We start from the raw sequence: 15684 nt of genomic DNA, 5'->3' as shown, positions 1-15684 counted from the left end.
TGGGTAAAACCGCTTTTGCGCTTAACCTTGCCCGTAATGCCGCCCTGCATGCTACCAAGCCCACACCTGTTGCTTTTTTTAGTCTTGAAATGAGTTCAGGCCAGTTGGTTCAACGTATCTTAAGCGCTGAAAGCGAGATATGGCTTGAAAAGATCGCACGTGGCAAAATGGAAGAGCATGAAATGCAGCAATTGTACCGCAATGGCATACAACGTTTGCAAAATGCGCCCATTTTCATAGATGATACGCCTGCGCTGAACATTTTTGAACTGAGGGCTAAATGCAGGCGGTTAAAAAACAAACATAACGTGAGCCTGGTTATTATTGATTATTTACAGCTCATGAGCGGTACGGGCGATAAACGCAGCTCCAACCGCGAACAGGAGATCAGTACCATTTCAAGGAACCTGAAAGGATTGGCGAAAGAGCTGGGTATACCTATTATTGCATTGAGCCAGTTAAGCCGTGAGGTTGAAAAGCGCAAGGAAGGAGATAAAATGCCACAGTTGAGTGACCTGAGGGAATCCGGCGCCATTGAGCAGGATGCAGATATGGTAATGTTTTTATATCGCCCGGAATATTACAATATTACCGCAAATGAATTTGGAGAAAGCAATAAAGGCGAAACGCATGTTCGGATAGCCAAGCACCGTAACGGCTCTCTAGAAACCATTAAGCTAAGGGCTTTATTGCATATCCAAAAATTTGCAGAGATGGAGGGCGATGATTTTGGCGGTATGGGAATACCGAAAGGCAACTGGAAGCCCGTGCCCGGTGGAGACGGGGATAACAACGCCCGTTTATTTATACAAAAAGGGAGCAAAATGAACGACGGCCATTTTGATGATGACGCACCATTTTAGATATAATATATTTATTATTGTGTAAACGATATTTTGTCTCATTTATACGTGAGAAGAAAAACAGCAAACGTCAGGTTCTCACGCTTCTCATCTGTCGTTTGTCCTTTAACCCGGCAAAATAGTGTACGCACACTACATATTTGAGGTTGGATGATGGATCCTTCAGGAAGCTTTCCGTATGGGAAGCTTTTTTGATGGAGAGACCAATCTTTTGTTTTATTTGCATGAAAATACTGGTTATGCCGTTTCCTCTTTTTTATACTGAACATATGCCTTCTGCCGGTGCTGTACTTGCCCTGGATGACGCTACCGGCAGGCATGTGAACCGGGTATTGCGTATGAAAAAAGGGGAAAAGCTTTGTGTTACAGACGGAAAAGGCAAAAAAGGCACAGGCATTATAGAGGAGCTGCACAAAAAAGGATGTACTGTTTATATTGAAAACGAATCACATGTGCAGGCGCTGCAACCGCGGATCACGATAGCCATTTCGCTGCTTAAAAACGCTTCCCGGTTTGAATGGTTTCTCGAAAAAGCCACGGAAACGGGTGTCAGCTCAATTGTTCCCCTGATCTGCGAAAGAACGGAAAGGAGCTATTTCCGTTATGACAGAATGAAAGGTATTGCGGTTAGCGCGATGTTACAAAGCCAGCAGTGTTGGCTGCCCGAATTAACTGAACCTGTGCACTTTAAAGAATGGGTTGCCCGCGATGGCGGCGGTATTAAATATATTGCCCATTGTCTCGATGCCGAAAAAAGCACACTGTACGGTTCTGTTCCTGCCAGGGAAGAGAGGATCATCTGTATAGGTCCGGAAGGTGATTTTTCCCCCGGGGAAATTGATTTGGCTTTGCATCATCAGTTTAAACCTGTAAGTCTCGGCAATACCCGCCTGAGAACAGAAACTGCCGGTATAGCTGCTGCCGTATTGCTGCGGATTCAGTAAATTGCGCTGCTCCTGAAATGCCTCAAATACGAACTATAGCACATTTTGATCTGGACGCATTTTTTGTGTCTGTTGAATGCATCAATAATCCTTCGCTGAAAGGAAAGCCATTGATCGTGGGCGGAAGCAGGGAAAGGGGAGTGGTAGCAGCCTGCAGTTATGAGACCCGTAAATATGGCGTTCATTCTGCAATGCCAATGGCTACAGCCATGCGATTGTGCCCCCAGGCCACAGTAGTAAAGGGAACCAGGGGTGAATACAGCAGGTATTCCAGGTGGGTTACAGAAATTATTGCGGCAAAAGCGCCACTGTTTGAAAAAGCATCTATTGATGAATTCTATCTTGATCTTACCGGCATGGACAGGTATTTCAATCCCTGGCAATGGACCATTGATTTAAGACAGGAAATTATTGATAAAACCGGATTACCCATTTCCTTTGCGCTGGCAGCCAACAAAATGATCGCTAAAATTGCCACCAATGAGGCCAAGCCCAATGGTTATATGCAAGTGCCTCCCGATATGGGGAAAGCGTTTTTATCTCCTTTGCCTGTTAATACTATACCCGGTATAGGTACACAAACTTACCGGCATTTGCTGTTAATGGGCATGCAAACCATAGGCGATGTTGCCTTCCGGAAACCCGCCGACCTGGAATTTTTTTTAGGCAATTATGGGTTGGAGCTCTGGAACAAAGCCAATGGCATTCATCATGGGGACGTGATCCCTTATCATGAAGCAAAGTCTGTTTCTACCGAAAATACTTTTGAAACAAGCAGCACCGATATGGATTTTATTATAAGTGAACTGGTACGGATGACGGAGCGCGTATCCTATGAATTGCGGCAGGATGATAAAATGGCCGGTTGTATTGCTGTAAAGATCAGGTACCCCGATTTTGAGACCACATCACGCCAAACGGTGATTGCGTATACCTGCTATGATGACGAGCTTATTCCGGCAGCCAAAGCCCTTTTTTATAAGCTTTACCGCAAGGGGCATCCTGTACGTTTACTGGGTGTTCGGTTGAGTGAGCTGACCGGTGAAGCCAGGCAAACCAATCTTTTTGAAGACGCTGAAAAGAAGACGGGGTTGTATGAAGCCATAGACGCTGTTAAAGGCAGATTTGGAAAAAAAGCCATATCGCGGGCACGAACTGTTTAATATTTTTTAACCAATAGTCCACTAAGTTGGTAGGAAAACAATTATATTTGCAATCCTTTTTATAACCTTTAAATGATCTACTATGAGTTTGCGTTTAGGTGATATTGCACCAAATTTTACCGCCGAAACAACTGCGGGCAAAATTGATTTTTATGAATTTCTTGGCGATGGCTGGGGCGTTTTATTTTCTCATCCTGCCGATTTCACACCGGTTTGCACCACTGAATTGGGCAAAACGGCCTTGTTACAGGATGAATTTGCAAAGCGTAACACAAAAGTACTGGCTGTGAGCGTTGATCCGCTGGACAAGCATATCGGGTGGGTAAAAGACATCAATGAAACACAGAATGCAGATGTTAAATTCCCGATTATCGCTGATCCCGAGAGGAAAGTTGCTACGGCATATGGAATGATCCATCCCAATGCATCTGAAAACTTTACCGTACGTTCTTTATTTGTAATAGGACCCGATAAAAAAGTGAAACTTACAATCACTTATCCCGCTTCAACCGGGCGGAATTTTCATGAAGTATTACGCGTAATTGATTCCCTGCAATTGACCAGCGACTTTAGTGTATCTACCCCGGCAGACTGGAAACCAACCGAAGATGTGATTATTTCGCCGGCTATCTCAAATGAGGATGCCGAAAAGAAATTCCCTAAAGGCGTAAAAATTGTGAAACCCTATTTGCGTTACACGCCTCAGCCTAATCTGTAAACGGAACGCAAGGTTTATTTTAACCGCATTTTTTGAAGCACAGAAGCTCCGGACACGGTTGCAGTGTATTATACCGTGTTTTCCTGCTTCTGCGCTTTTTTATTGTACCCAATAACCAACGACTTTGTAACGACCGGCAATTATTAGGGTTGGCAAGCACACAGCGGATAGCCGTTTGTTGGATGCCAGGTGATTTTGTTTGTGATTACAAAAAAAATAAGCATGTTTTTTAGTAATATAAATTTTATTGCCTAATTTTCTGAATCAATAAATCACTTCTTCAAACACAATAAATTCCAACAATCATGGCTAAAGCAAAGAAAAAAAGTGCTTCAAAGAAAGTTGCACCTAAAAAGAAGGCCCCTGCAAAAAAAGCAGTAAAAAAAGCGGTAAAGAAAGCTGCCCCCAAAAAGAAAGCACCTGCTAAAAAGGCTGTAAAAAAAGCTGCACCTAAAAAGAAGGCTCCTGCAAAAAAAGCGGCAAAGAAAGCTGCCCCCAAAAAGAAAGCACCTGCTAAAAAAGCCGTAAAAAAAGCTGCGCCTAAGAAGAAAGCGCCTGCAAAAAAGGCGGCAAAAAAAGCTGCTCCCAAGAAAAAAGCACCTGCTAAAAAGCCGGTGGTTGCTCCCATTACTGAACCTGTAACTCCTCCGCCATCTACTGCAGAAGTTCCTTCATCTCCTTCCGAAGATAATGGGGGATTGTTCAGTCTGTAATCTCCCGGGTAAAAATTAAAGCAACGTCTGTATAGCGCAGCTAAAACGGTTGCGCTTTTTTATTTTATATACTCTTTCATTTCCTGTTGATATTGTGCTGCAATTGCTTTTGCTTCCAATGCAAAGTCTTCCTTTTCGCCTGCAAAAATAATTGCGCGTGAAACATTTATGAGAATGCCGTAGTCTTTATTCATCGCTTTTTCAGAAATTCCTTTCAGGCTGCCTCCCTGGAAACCTACGCCGGGAACAAGAAAAAAGTGATCGGGGAGGATATTGCGGATATTGATGAACTCTTCCGGCCGGGTGGCGCCTACAACAAACATGAGATTCTCTGTTGATCCCCATCCGGCCACTGTTTTCAATACTTTTTCGTACAATCTTTCTTTCCCGGTTTGTTGTAGCTCAAAATCTTTTGCTCCCGGGTTGGAAGTAAGCCCAAGTACGATGGTCCATTTGTTTGTATACTCAAGGAAAGGTCTTACGCTGTCTTCTCCCATATATGGGGCAACGGTAATGGCGTCGAAGTTTAAAGTTTCGAAAAATGCCTTTGCATAATGCGATGATGTGTTACCGATATCCCCGCGTTTGGCATCTGCTATGGTAAAATGAGTTGAGGGGATATAGTTTACTGTTTTTTCCATTGCTTCCCAACCCTTTGTGCCCTGGCTTTCATAAAAGGCGGTATTTATTTTATAGCTTGCGCAATGATCTTTTGTTGCGTCAATAATTTGTTTATTGAACTCAAAAACAGGGTCGGTATATGATAGCAGATGTTTTGGGATTTTATTGATATCTGTGTCTAATCCTACACATAAATAAGATGATTGGGCTTTGATATGTTCTGCAAGTTGTTTTCTGGTCATATTACGAAGATAATAAGGAAAGAAGAAACCTGAAGAAGGACTCGCTGCTGCTTTACCCCAATTTGTTCTGCCTTTTTTTTCCTACATAATCCTGGAGCACTGATACATATTCTTCAAAAGCTTGTATACCCTTTGTCGTAATTTTACATAAAGTTTGCGGGTAATTGTCTTTAAACCGTTTAATCACTTCAATATATCCGGCCTCTTTTAGTTTTTGAATTTGTACGCTCAAATTGCCTGCGGTGGCCCTTGTTTTTTCTTTTAAAAATGTGAATTCAGCTTCTTTTACGCCTATCAGGAGTGAAATCACTGCCAGCCTTATTTGTGAATGTAATATTGGGTCCAGGTCTTTAAACATGCTCATCTTTTCGTTGAAGTAAATATTTGCGCCGTAACATTAATCCCGGTACCAGCCAGCATGCTATTGCAGCAAATGCGGTTAAAAGCATGTCGTAAGTAAATCCTGTCAACAGCGATACAATGAATAAGCTGTAACATACTACGGCTCCCACTATTAGGGGACGATATTTGGTAATGAGGCCGGTTGTCAGGGTAGGAAAGGCATATATGACCATCATAACAGAAGAGAAACTGGGTACAAATAATTTAAATGGTTTTAATTCTCCCGTCTCTGTATTTTTTGAAAAAAGCTCCAGCCCGTCCTGGGCTAATAGTCCCGGAGATGTAAAATACGTGACGTTTGCGTATACTAACATTGCCGCAATAGATATAACGTATACCATCCAAACGATATCAATGGCGGTATCCTGGTGAGTTTTCACCACGCGTTTTCTCCTTTCGGCAATGCCAATCCATACCTGTGGAACTACAGCTGCAAAAGTAAGATACCAAATGTTGAAGCCAATTGAAAACTCCCAAAAAGACTGTGCGAAGCTCAACAGCCCACAAATGCCAATCACAATCCCCCATAAAATTGTACTGGCGCCGCTCTCGTGAAAATGCGCCTTGGCCTTGCCGATCATTTCAGCAATCAATTGGAGACTTTCCTGTTCTGATAGTTGTTTTTCCTGCATAAGTTGTTCTGGTATTGATTAATAATGGGTTTCTGCTACAGGCTTCCTGTTAATTGCACTGTGCAAGCAGGTCTTCTGTTTGCTTTTTGCCCCAATGCGGGTGAAGAGGTTTTACCTTTTCTGTCTCATACAGTTCCAAAGCCTTTTCAAGCATCGGTTTTGCTTTGCTTTTGCCGCCGCCAAACTGCTCGGGTGTATTAAATATACCTGCCGCCTGCAGGTAATGTAACCTGGGGTTATTGGGATCAAGTTCCAGTCCTTTTTTTAACGCTGCTTCTGCTTCCTGCCCATAGGTCATCCAGCGGGTTTGAGGATCAACCAGCATTTGCTGGGTAGCCGCCATATTGCGTACAGCGCAGAGTTCAGCATTGTTCTCGATGGCTTCTGCTTTGCTGCACAAGTCCTTTATTTTTGCGGCATTGGTATCCTTATCCATTTTGCTGTCCATCCATCCGCTTGTGGTTAAACACAGTGCCGCATAATAGTAAGGAAGCCATTGCGTTTTTTCCGCATCGCCAATGCGTTGAAAAGCATTTGACAGTTCTGCAAAGCCGGCTACGTCTTTTGTGCTTTCCATTTGCGATAGTTTTGCTTCCATCGCCTTTACATATTTTTCATTTTGGCCAAACAGCGAAGTTGCTGTAAAAATTATTAAAGCAAAGCAAACGATTTGTTTCATTTTGTTCATTTTTTTTCCTTCCCCTCAAAGGGTATGTTTATAATAAATACAGGCCCCACAGGGAATGGGGCCTGAACTATAAGTTACTATTGATCGCATCCTCCGTTCTGTCTACTCCCAGGCTTATAAAAGCGCCTATAAATACAAACGTTCTGGAAGGAGGTAATATAGCCGACTTCCGGTAACCGTTGTACGAATAATTATACCCATATACTTGGTCAATACCAAAAATATTGTTAACCGATAATACCAGTACGGTAAACCTGCGGCTCTCTTTATTAAACAGGTTTGGCAAATAGTTAGCGCTGAAACTTATATTGTGATAGTCTTTCGTTTTGCCGAGGTCGGAAAATGTATATTTACTGCCATCGTATATAATATTATAATAAGGCCGGCCGCTTGCATAGGTATACGACATGTTGAAGCCGGTTTTCCAACTGGTAACAAATTTTTTCATAACCAGGGAAGCGGTATGCTTTGCCGCAAAGTTTGGCTGTATGGCATAAGGAAAATTAACGAAATCTCTTTTTGTATCGAGGTAAGAATAGGATATCCAGTAGTCAAAATCCTTAAAGGTCTTTTTATCACGCCAGAAAAATTCAATGCCTTTTGCGTCACCAAAGCCATTGTTGTTTATTGCAACCTGCTGGTTAGGATTGATCATATCGGTTTTTATAAGATCATTATATTTTTTGTAGAATATTTCTGTCCTGAAAGTAATCTTGTCTGTTACACTCTGATACTGGGCAATATAATGTGTTGCTTTTGAAAAAGTAAGGATAGCGGGGGAGGGGATGTATTTTCTTTCGGGGTTTTGATAGAAAATTCCGTATGCCATGGAAGCCTGGCTGTGCCTGCCGGTTTTATAGGCCAGGGAAACCCTCGGTGCAATATTGTTTTTGTTTATCAGCGAAGCATGTTCAAACCGGGTGCCCAGTTTGGCTGCCAGATCATTGGTAAGATATATGTCTGTTTCAGCAAACAATGCTGTTGTATGATCAACGATACTATTCGAAAAAATTGAACCTGAATATAAAGTGTAATCTGTTTTATCGTTGTTGTAATTGTATTCGGTGCCAAATCTGAATACCGAGATTCCCCTGAGCCGTTTATCGAACACCAGCTTTGCATTAAAATAATTGCCCCGCGCGGAAACATCGAAGTTTTTAAATTCAAGGCGGTCTACAACAACATCTTTATTGTATGCATCCTGTAATTTTCCCGTGATATCGTCTTTATTGTTGCTGTAAGAGATACCGCCATTCAGCTTCCAGCCACTGCCTAAATTTTCCCTGTAGGCCATATTGTGATACATGTTGAAGTTGCGGATACTGAAAACATCTTTGTAACCCATTGTATCCAAACTCGGGTTGCGGATCCCCACCTGGTTTGCGCTGAAATAGCCATAGTATTTGAGCATGCCTGTTTCCGATGTTTTAATGCGAAAGTTTACATCGGCTGTATGTGCATCGGGTACTTTAAAATAATCAGGGCGTTGTTTGATGGACTTAAAAGCCAGCCAGAGGTTTGCATAACTATAACTGGCACCCCAGGAAGATTTTTTATTCTTTGCAAGATGCTGATAACCTCCGTTAATGCTTAATGGCGATATGCCAAAATCGCCCGAACTTTGCTCCGGCAAATCTATTGATTCGAGTATAAGTGCCGATGAAAGCGCTTGTCCGTACAAGGCAGAGTAGCCGCCGGTACTAAAAACAGTGCCTTTAAACAAAAATGGAGAAAATCGTCCACGCTGAGAAATGCCTGGCACGCTGCTGTAGAAAAAATTATTCACCAGGGTGCCGTCAATAAATATTTTGGTTTCGGTTGCCGTTCCTCCTCTTACAAACAATCCTTCGCTTTCGCCCACCTGCTGCGCTCCCGGTAATGTTTTTAATGCTGCTGTAACATCGGCATTGGCGCCTGCCGTGGTAGCTACATCTATGGAGTTGAGCACCGTTACTCTTTTTTTGTCGCCGGCCTCAAAACTGCCGGCAGTAATTACTACCGCTTTTAATTCGCTTACTTCTTCTCTTAATTCAGCATTTGCGGTAACTGCCGGTGCCGAAATGTCTATGGATTGCTCTGCAGACCGGTATCCAACCGCGCTTATGGTTAACAGTAATTTTCCTTTTTCGGTAGTTGTAAAGGAAAAGTTTCCCGATGAGTCGGAGGTGGCGCCATCATAGGTATCTTTTAAGGTGATGCTGGCGCCCGCAATAGGCCTGTCTTTGTTGTCCTTTATTTTACCTGAAATTACAGATTGTCCAAATGATGCTGATGACAAACAAAGCAGCAGCCAGATAGAAAACGCCGGAACCTTCACAATTGCAGATTTATTATAAATATAAAGTAGTTTATATTATAAACAAAATTTTTTAAAAAAATCCTCCTTTTTTACAGGAGGATATATAAATAGTGATTCGATTCATCGTCTTATAACGATCCGCTCTCTTTCCCATCTGTCACCGGTGTGGATGAAGATGGTATATACCCCTTCACTCAGGCGGCTTAGCTGGTTAAGGGTGATACTGTTTTGACCCGACTCAACTGATCTTTGTTCGCGTAAGACTATTTTCCCTGTCATATCCAGTATCTGAAGTTCTATTGTTCCGCGCAGTGCGGAATAGAAGCTGACATTTACAGAGGATGAGGCAGGATTGGGACTGATTTTTAATTTCCCGTTGTTTTGCGAAGAGATCCTTACGGTAAGAATATTGCTGTACTTGCTTACACCATCCTTGCTTACCACCTTAATGCGGTAGTATATGATATTGCCGTTAACATCGGGGTCAGCATCCTGGTAAGTAAAGCGTGCGGCTGTGTTTTGCGGAACGGAACTTGTTACCGTTCCTATCTTGTTAAAGTCATTCCCGTTTTCTGAGCGTTCTACTTCAAAATGACTGATCTGTTCCGATGTAATGATCCTCCAGTCCAGGTCAATTGCACGGGCGCGTTGTACTGCGCTGAATTGAAGGAAATCAACGGGCAGGATAACACATGGTATAAGGTTAATGGTTACCTGGGCACAGGCGGTAATATTACAATCTCCCTCCGCTCTTACATAATAGGTTGTTGTTTCTGTAGGCAGTACCGAGATCATATTGCCTGTACCGATAAGTGTATCGCCGCAACTGTTCCTGTACCATCTCCACACAGCATTGGTACCGAGGGAGCCGCCCTGTACGGTAAGGTTTACGGCATTGCCGGGGCAGGTAGTTTGAGCCGGTGACGCGTCAATGCCTGTTGGTGCGGTAGAAGATATTTTAGCTGCAAGCTGAAAGCTGTTAGATGTATAGCGGCAAGTGGCATTGTTAATATTACCTGCCGCTGCTACTATTACACGGTAGTACTTGCCGATATCCGAAGGCTGCAAAGGATCGATGGTATAGTCCTCGCTGTTTGCACCTGGGATATTTGTCCATGTAGAATTATTGGTACTTACCTGCCACTGGTATTCCAATGGTCCGGAAATCACGGTTGGGTCGCTCAGTGCTGCGCTGAATGTGGTTATGCCATTTGTGCAACCGGCGGTATTGTTAACCGATACGGTAGGTGTGGGATCACACAATCCGAACTGTATATCGTCAATGGCCAGGTCGTTACCGCAGCCGCCCGGAGCGCTATTGGTTATTTCAATGATGATCTGGGTAACCGGGTTGCCGTTTACGAGTGCCGGCATCACGAATTTCATGCCATACTGGGTCCAGTTACTACTTGTTATTTCGGGCGTTGTAAGGTTGGTAATAATAAGCCCGGAGGCTGCATCCTTTACGGTGAATGTGAGTTTGGGGTTTACTATACCGCCAAAACCATCGCAAAAAGTCTCATAGGTTGAATTAGGAATGTTGGATACAAAGGCAAATAAGGAATACTTGAGGTTGCCACAGGATATGTTTATTCTATCCGTGTAAATTTTATTGGAATTTACATCGGCGTTTATCACCATCATTTTCCCGTTTGTGTTGCCGGTATGATCGGTGCGGCTGATCCAGCGCGTTGTATTGCCGGTGCTTGCGTTACGGGTAAGGGCATATTGCTCAACAGCCAAAGGCTGGGATGTGCTGCCTGTGTAATCTGTAGCTGCCGTGCCGGCCGTACCTGTTGCTGCAGGTATAGCTGTAGTCATGGTGGTGCCGGTTCCGAATTCCTGTTTATATATGATTTTATTTAAAGCTTCGCAGGGTGGCATTTCAGCCGTAGTTAAAATAACAAACGGGGTGGGTTGGTTTTCGCCGGGATCGTTAGGTTTAGCATTGTTGTTCAGATCGGGATTGTCGCCGTTTGTGGAAATGTCCAATACTGCTCTATTGCCATATCCGTTCCCGGTTACTTTGGCATTATTGTTATAAACCTTACCAATGATAATACCGCTTACGCGGAACGAGACTCTTATAGTAAAATGATTTTGGGATACAGGGTAATTGCGCAGCACCTGGCCGGGTGCCAGTAATTGCGACTGATTAAAGCCATTATATGCAGGATTAAGTGTTACTCCCGCGGGATTATCAATAAGAGTAGCGGTAACATTGGTTGGGTTGTTTGCACCAGTGAACGGAGTTGCGATTCCATTACCTCTTAGTAATTCAATGACCTGCACATTGGATATATCCCATCCTCCATAATTTTTAACAAAAATATCATAGCTCAGATCGTACTGACCTGGCACACCCGTTGGGGTTGCCGATGACAACTTTTTTGCGACTCCTATTCCGGAAATGATTTCGGTCATATCGTTACTCTGATAACAAGGCGCCTGTGTAATAGCTGTTTTTGCGCCGGTAAGCATATCTAAATCCCAGTATTTATTATTGGCATCTGCGGCAATTAATCTTCCTTCTGAATAAGAAAGTCCATATATATGGGCGCCACTTAAAGTAGCGATAGGTGTAGCTACCAGGGGAGTGGCGGTACCATAATCCTGGTAATTCACTGCGAAATATTTTTTATCCCACACCATAAGCATCTTTCCATCCGGCGTGAGCGTTATATCTCCGTTCTGAATGGTGATATTGAGCCCTGCAGGACGTGTAATAGGTACCTCAGGCCCAAAGGTTCCCGTTGAAAAATCTACAGTTCTTAATGCAATATTATAAGAAGGAGATGAAGAACCCGTAAATATAAGCTGGTAACATAAACCGTTAGGATCAAATGCGAACCCCAGGATAACAGCAGAATAAGTATCATATTTTGCTGTTAGAGGAGGGCACACATCCCCGGGTGTCCAGCGCCATACATGTGTTTTTCCACCGGTATATCTGTAATAATACAACATATGGTCGGCCGGGTTATAGGAAATGCCTGCAGCAGAGATGCTGAACCCCGGGCTGGCCAGGTTGGGTTTGCAATCCTGGACATAGCTTAATGTTTTATTAATGCCGTCGTATTTGAAAACATGTGCTGAATGAGTGCTGCTGTTACCTCCACAGGGTCTTCCAACACTTACAGGATATGAATGTGTGGCTGAGTCTGCAGGCGGCTGGGCATAACCTCTTACATAAACCAAAACCATAATGGTCATCAAACCAGTTTGCCACCATATTTTTCCAAAAGGGTAGAAATGTTTCATATTGCCAGGGTTTATGGCTTTCAAAAGGTCGGATTTTCTGAAAATGTGTTTTCCGCAATAAAGCTACTACGTGTATTCCCTTATATTTTTACTATTCGATGTGTATGCGCTTTCTTTCGATTAAAATTCCGGGCAATTATCATACATCAACAGAAATAAGTGAATACTCTTAATTCTGCTATACTATAACGTTGCGGGGTTAATGAAAGTATATTACCTGTTATTGTGCAATCGCAGATAATAAAATGCAAACAGCCCCCGGTTCAAAATCCGTGGGGCTGTTTATCCGGGGGTGAAGTTATTTTACTTATATCTTGACATAAGTGCCTGCGCTACCTCGGTCATTTTCTTAACGCCTTCGTCGGGGAGATTTCCTCTTTTGAATTCATTGAGCACTTCAGGTAATTTGTTTTCCATCTCTATAAGAAACAGCTCTTCGAACTCTTTTACTTTATTTACAGGTATATCTCTCAGTAACCCCTGTGTACCCAGGTAAATAATGGCTACCTGCTTTTCAACAGAGAAAGGCGAATACTGCGCCTGCTTAAGGATTTCCACGTTGCGTGCGCCTTTATCAAGCACCAGTTTGGTAGCTGCATCCAGGTCGCCGCCGAATTTTGAAAATGCCTCCATTTCGCGGTACAAAGCCTGGTCAAGCTTAAGGGTTCCTGCCACTTTTTTCATGGATTTGATCTGGGCATTACCGCCCACACGGCTTACGGAAATACCCACGTTGATAGCCGGGCGGATACCCGCATTAAAGAGATTTGATTCCAGGAATATCTGTCCGTCGGTGATAGAAATAACATTGGTGGGTATATATGCCGATACATCGCCTGCCTGTGTTTCAATAATGGGGAGTGCCGTTAACGATCCGCCACCTTTTATGAGGTGTTTGATGCTGTCGGGCACGTCATTCATGTTTTTGGCTACCGCGTCATCGCTGATCACTTTTGCAGCGCGTTCAAGCAGGCGGCTATGAAGGTAAAACACATCGCCCGGGTAGGCTTCACGGCCGGGGGGGCGGCGCAACAACAGGGATACCTCACGGTAAGCTACTGCCTGTTTACTCAGATCATCATATACGATCAGCGCCGGCCGGCCGGTATCACGAAAATATTCGCCAATGGCTGCGCCTGCATATGGTGCAAAGAACTGCTGCGGGGCGGGGTCGGAAGCGGATGCCGCAACAATTACCGTATATTCCATAGCGCCATTGTCTTCCAGTGTTTTCATTACGTTGGCTATAGTGGATGCTTTTTGTCCGCACGCCACATATATGCAATATACCGGCTTGCCTGCCTGGTAAAATTCTCTTTGATTGATAATGGTGTCAACAGCGATAGCCGTTTTACCGGTTTGGCGGTCGCCAATGATCAGTTCACGCTGGCCACGACCGATGGGGATCATGGCGTCAATGGCTTTAATGCCTGTTTGCAGGGGTTCCTTTACCGGCTCCCTGTAAATTACTCCGGGCGCTTTGCGTTCCAGCGGCATTTCAAACAATTCACCCGTAACAGGTCCTTTGCCATCTATGGGCTCTCCCAGTACATTAATTACACGTCCAACCAATCCTTCACCCACTTTTAAAGAGGCTATACTTCCGGTTCTTTTTACTTTATGTCCTTCTTTAATTTCCGATGATTCACCCATCAATACCACACCCACATTATCTTCTTCAAGGTTCAAAGCCACGGCTTTAACGCCATTGTCGAATTCAACCAGTTCACCGGCACGTACATTGTTTAAACCATAAATACGTGCAATACCGTCTCCCACCTGTAATACCGTACCTACTTCTTCCAGGTCGGCGCCTGCATTAAAATTGCTTAACTGCTGACGCAGTATCGCACTTATTTCATCGGGCTTAATTTCTGCCATATCTTTTGGTTTATATTGTTGTTAATCAATTTTTTTATTTAAATCTGCTTTACCGCTCAGGATCGTTTACCTGATGTTTTTTACATATATGTTACTACGGAACTGCTTTTGGATATCTTTTAAATCTCTGAGGATGCTGGCGTCTACCAATTTGTTATCGAACTCAAGCACAAAACCTCCTATGAGCTCTTCTTTTACCACGGTTTCCAGTTCTATTTCAGGAAGCGCCGCATCCGTTTTTACTTTTTGCTCAATGGCTTTCTTTAATGCTTCACTTACGGGTTCTGCGGTGGCTAATTTTACTTTGTGAATACCTTTTGCTGCATTGTACAGGTCAATGAATGCATTTACGATTTCAGGCAAAATGCTTTCTCTTCCTTTTTGTATCAATAATTTATTGAATGCGGTAGTGAGTCTCCCTACTTTATCCCTGGTAATGGCATCAACAATACTGTTTTTCTTATCTGCATTGATCACGGGGCTGCGCATAAGCGTTACAAACTCCCGGCTTTGCCTGCAAACAGACCGTAAAAAAATCATGTCAGCATATACCGCTTCCAACTGATTTTGCTCCATAGCTAAATCGATCAGGCTCTTGGCATATCTTCCGGCTAAACGTGGTTGAAGCATCTTTCTAATTTGAAAATTTGAAAATTTGAAAATCTGGTAATTTATTCACCGGCTTTCTATTTTCAAAACCTAATTCAGTTTTATCTCGTCGGTCAATTGTTTGATATAATTTTCCTGTTCCGGCTTATTCGACAATTCGCGGCGCAATATTTTCTCTGAAACCTCCACAACCATATTTCCTACCTGGTTTTTCAGATCAATTAAAGCGGCCATTTTCTGATTGTCAATAGCTTGCTGCGTATCAGCCATAATTTTGGCGGCAGCTTCTTTGGCCTGCTCCCTGGCCTCGTTGATCATTTTGTCTTTTATTTCTTTGGCTTCCTTTAATATCTGTGCTCTTTCTTCACGGGCCTGTACCAGTAATATTTCATTCTCGCTTTTTAACTGGGCCATTTCTGCTCTTACTTTTTCGGCGGTAGCTAAAGAGTCATTGATCCCCTGCTCTCTTTCACTGATGGCTTTCATGATGGGTCTCCATCCAAATTTGCCCAATACAAACAGCAGGATCAGGAATGCCAGCGTTGACCAGATCATTAATCCGGGATCGGGAAGCACCAGTGGGTTTATTTCTAATAACATAAGTAATGTGCTTTATGCTTGATAAATTTTTACAATAAAGGTACAGAC

General features: G+C 43.3%; 14 protein-coding genes. 4 read left to right on the top strand and 10 right to left on the bottom strand.

Translation table 11 applies throughout. The features are described from left to right. The 4 genes from PLH26_RS05760 to PLH26_RS05745 all read left to right on the top strand — a co-directional run. Positions 1-863: replicative DNA helicase (locus PLH26_RS05760; protein WP_324585044.1), on the top strand; the 863-nt coding region annotated here is incomplete at its 5' end. A gap of 239 nt (positions 864-1102) precedes the next feature. Next, positions 1103-1807, top strand: coding sequence for an RsmE family RNA methyltransferase (locus PLH26_RS05755; RefSeq protein ID WP_324585043.1), 705 nt, complete (start codon positions 1103-1105; stop codon positions 1805-1807). A 17-nt stretch (positions 1808-1824) separates the two neighbouring features. Beyond that, positions 1825-2970 (top strand): DNA polymerase IV, encoded by a 1146-nt coding sequence (dinB, locus tag PLH26_RS05750; RefSeq protein WP_324585042.1) that lies wholly within the window; start codon positions 1825-1827, stop codon positions 2968-2970. Between the two features lie 82 nt (positions 2971-3052). Beyond that, entirely contained in the window at positions 3053-3688 is a 636-nt protein-coding gene (locus PLH26_RS05745; RefSeq protein WP_324585041.1) for a peroxiredoxin, read from the top strand. Positions 3689-3968: 280 nt separating this feature from the next. Here PLH26_RS05745 and PLH26_RS05740 read toward each other — a convergent pair whose 3' ends face one another. The 10 genes from PLH26_RS05740 to atpF all read right to left on the bottom strand — a co-directional run bounded on the left by PLH26_RS05740 (position 3969) and on the right by atpF (position 15636). Continuing rightward, positions 3969-4316, bottom strand: coding sequence for a hypothetical protein (locus tag PLH26_RS05740; RefSeq protein WP_324585040.1), 348 nt, complete (start codon positions 4314-4316; stop codon positions 3969-3971). A 144-nt stretch (positions 4317-4460) separates the two neighbouring features. Further along, complete coding sequence (gene pyrF, locus PLH26_RS05735; protein ID WP_324585039.1) at positions 4461-5264, bottom strand: orotidine-5'-phosphate decarboxylase; 804 nt, start codon at positions 5262-5264, stop codon at positions 4461-4463. Positions 5265-5316: 52 nt separating this feature from the next. After that, the gene (locus tag PLH26_RS05730) at positions 5317-5622 is read right to left on the bottom strand and encodes a winged helix-turn-helix domain-containing protein (RefSeq protein ID WP_324585038.1); all 306 of its coding nucleotides are present in this window, start codon (positions 5620-5622) and stop codon (positions 5317-5319) included. Next, positions 5615-6298 (bottom strand): hypothetical protein, encoded by a 684-nt coding sequence (locus PLH26_RS05725; protein ID WP_324585037.1) that lies wholly within the window; start codon positions 6296-6298, stop codon positions 5615-5617. The genes PLH26_RS05730 and PLH26_RS05725 overlap by 8 nt, the downstream gene beginning before the upstream one ends. A 49-nt stretch (positions 6299-6347) precedes the next feature. Then, a complete protein-coding gene (locus PLH26_RS05720; RefSeq protein WP_324585036.1) occupies positions 6348-6977 on the bottom strand; it encodes a tetratricopeptide repeat protein in 630 nt (209 codons plus the stop codon). 76 nt (positions 6978-7053) lie between these two features. Further along, positions 7054-9303 (bottom strand): TonB-dependent receptor, encoded by a 2250-nt coding sequence (locus tag PLH26_RS05715; protein WP_324585035.1) that lies wholly within the window; start codon positions 9301-9303, stop codon positions 7054-7056. A gap of 102 nt (positions 9304-9405) precedes the next feature. Next, a complete protein-coding gene (locus PLH26_RS05710; RefSeq protein ID WP_324585034.1) occupies positions 9406-12546 on the bottom strand; it encodes a T9SS type A sorting domain-containing protein in 3141 nt (1046 codons plus the stop codon). Positions 12547-12849: 303 nt separating this feature from the next. After that, positions 12850-14427 carry a F0F1 ATP synthase subunit alpha gene (atpA, locus tag PLH26_RS05705; RefSeq protein WP_324585033.1) on the bottom strand — a complete coding sequence of 526 codons (1578 nt, stop codon included), beginning with the start codon at positions 14425-14427 and terminating at the stop codon, positions 12850-12852. A gap of 66 nt (positions 14428-14493) precedes the next feature. Continuing rightward, a complete protein-coding gene (gene atpH, locus PLH26_RS05700) occupies positions 14494-15057 on the bottom strand; it encodes an ATP synthase F1 subunit delta (RefSeq protein ID WP_324585032.1) in 564 nt (187 codons plus the stop codon). Between the two features lie 69 nt (positions 15058-15126). Further along, positions 15127-15636, bottom strand: a complete 510-nt coding sequence (gene atpF, locus PLH26_RS05695) for a F0F1 ATP synthase subunit B (RefSeq protein ID WP_324585031.1) — start codon at positions 15634-15636, stop codon at positions 15127-15129. Positions 15637-15684 lie beyond the last annotated feature (48 nt).

Origin of the sequence: Agriterribacter sp., from assembly GCF_035444585.1 — a bacterium.
Classification (GTDB): domain Bacteria; phylum Bacteroidota; class Bacteroidia; order Chitinophagales; family Chitinophagaceae; genus Agriterribacter.
The sequence above is the reverse complement of the archived record's forward strand: the minus strand, read 5'-3'. Positions and strand labels throughout refer to the sequence as shown.

What these genes read in the sequence shown, in the direction of transcription:
- PLH26_RS05755 (WP_324585043.1), top strand. Translation starts at nt 1,103, where the DNA reads ATGCCGTTTCCTCTTTTTTATACTGAACATATGCCTTCTGCCGGTGCT.
- dinB (WP_324585042.1), top strand. Translation starts at nt 1,825, where the DNA reads ATGCCTCAAATACGAACTATAGCACATTTTGATCTGGACGCATTTTTT.
- PLH26_RS05745 (WP_324585041.1), top strand. Translation starts at nt 3,053, where the DNA reads ATGAGTTTGCGTTTAGGTGATATTGCACCAAATTTTACCGCCGAAACA.
- PLH26_RS05740 (WP_324585040.1), bottom strand. Translation starts at nt 4,316, where the DNA reads ATGGGAGCAACCACCGGCTTTTTAGCAGGTGCTTTTTTCTTGGGAGCA.
- pyrF (WP_324585039.1), bottom strand. Translation starts at nt 5,264, where the DNA reads ATGACCAGAAAACAACTTGCAGAACATATCAAAGCCCAATCATCTTAT.
- PLH26_RS05730 (WP_324585038.1), bottom strand. Translation starts at nt 5,622, where the DNA reads ATGTTTAAAGACCTGGACCCAATATTACATTCACAAATAAGGCTGGCA.
- PLH26_RS05725 (WP_324585037.1), bottom strand. Translation starts at nt 6,298, where the DNA reads ATGCAGGAAAAACAACTATCAGAACAGGAAAGTCTCCAATTGATTGCT.
- PLH26_RS05720 (WP_324585036.1), bottom strand. Translation starts at nt 6,977, where the DNA reads ATGAAACAAATCGTTTGCTTTGCTTTAATAATTTTTACAGCAACTTCG.
- PLH26_RS05710 (WP_324585034.1), bottom strand. Translation starts at nt 12,546, where the DNA reads ATGAAACATTTCTACCCTTTTGGAAAAATATGGTGGCAAACTGGTTTG.
- atpA (WP_324585033.1), bottom strand. Translation starts at nt 14,427, where the DNA reads ATGGCAGAAATTAAGCCCGATGAAATAAGTGCGATACTGCGTCAGCAG.
- atpH (WP_324585032.1), bottom strand. Translation starts at nt 15,057, where the DNA reads ATGCTTCAACCACGTTTAGCCGGAAGATATGCCAAGAGCCTGATCGAT.
- atpF (WP_324585031.1), bottom strand. Translation starts at nt 15,636, where the DNA reads ATGTTATTAGAAATAAACCCACTGGTGCTTCCCGATCCCGGATTAATG.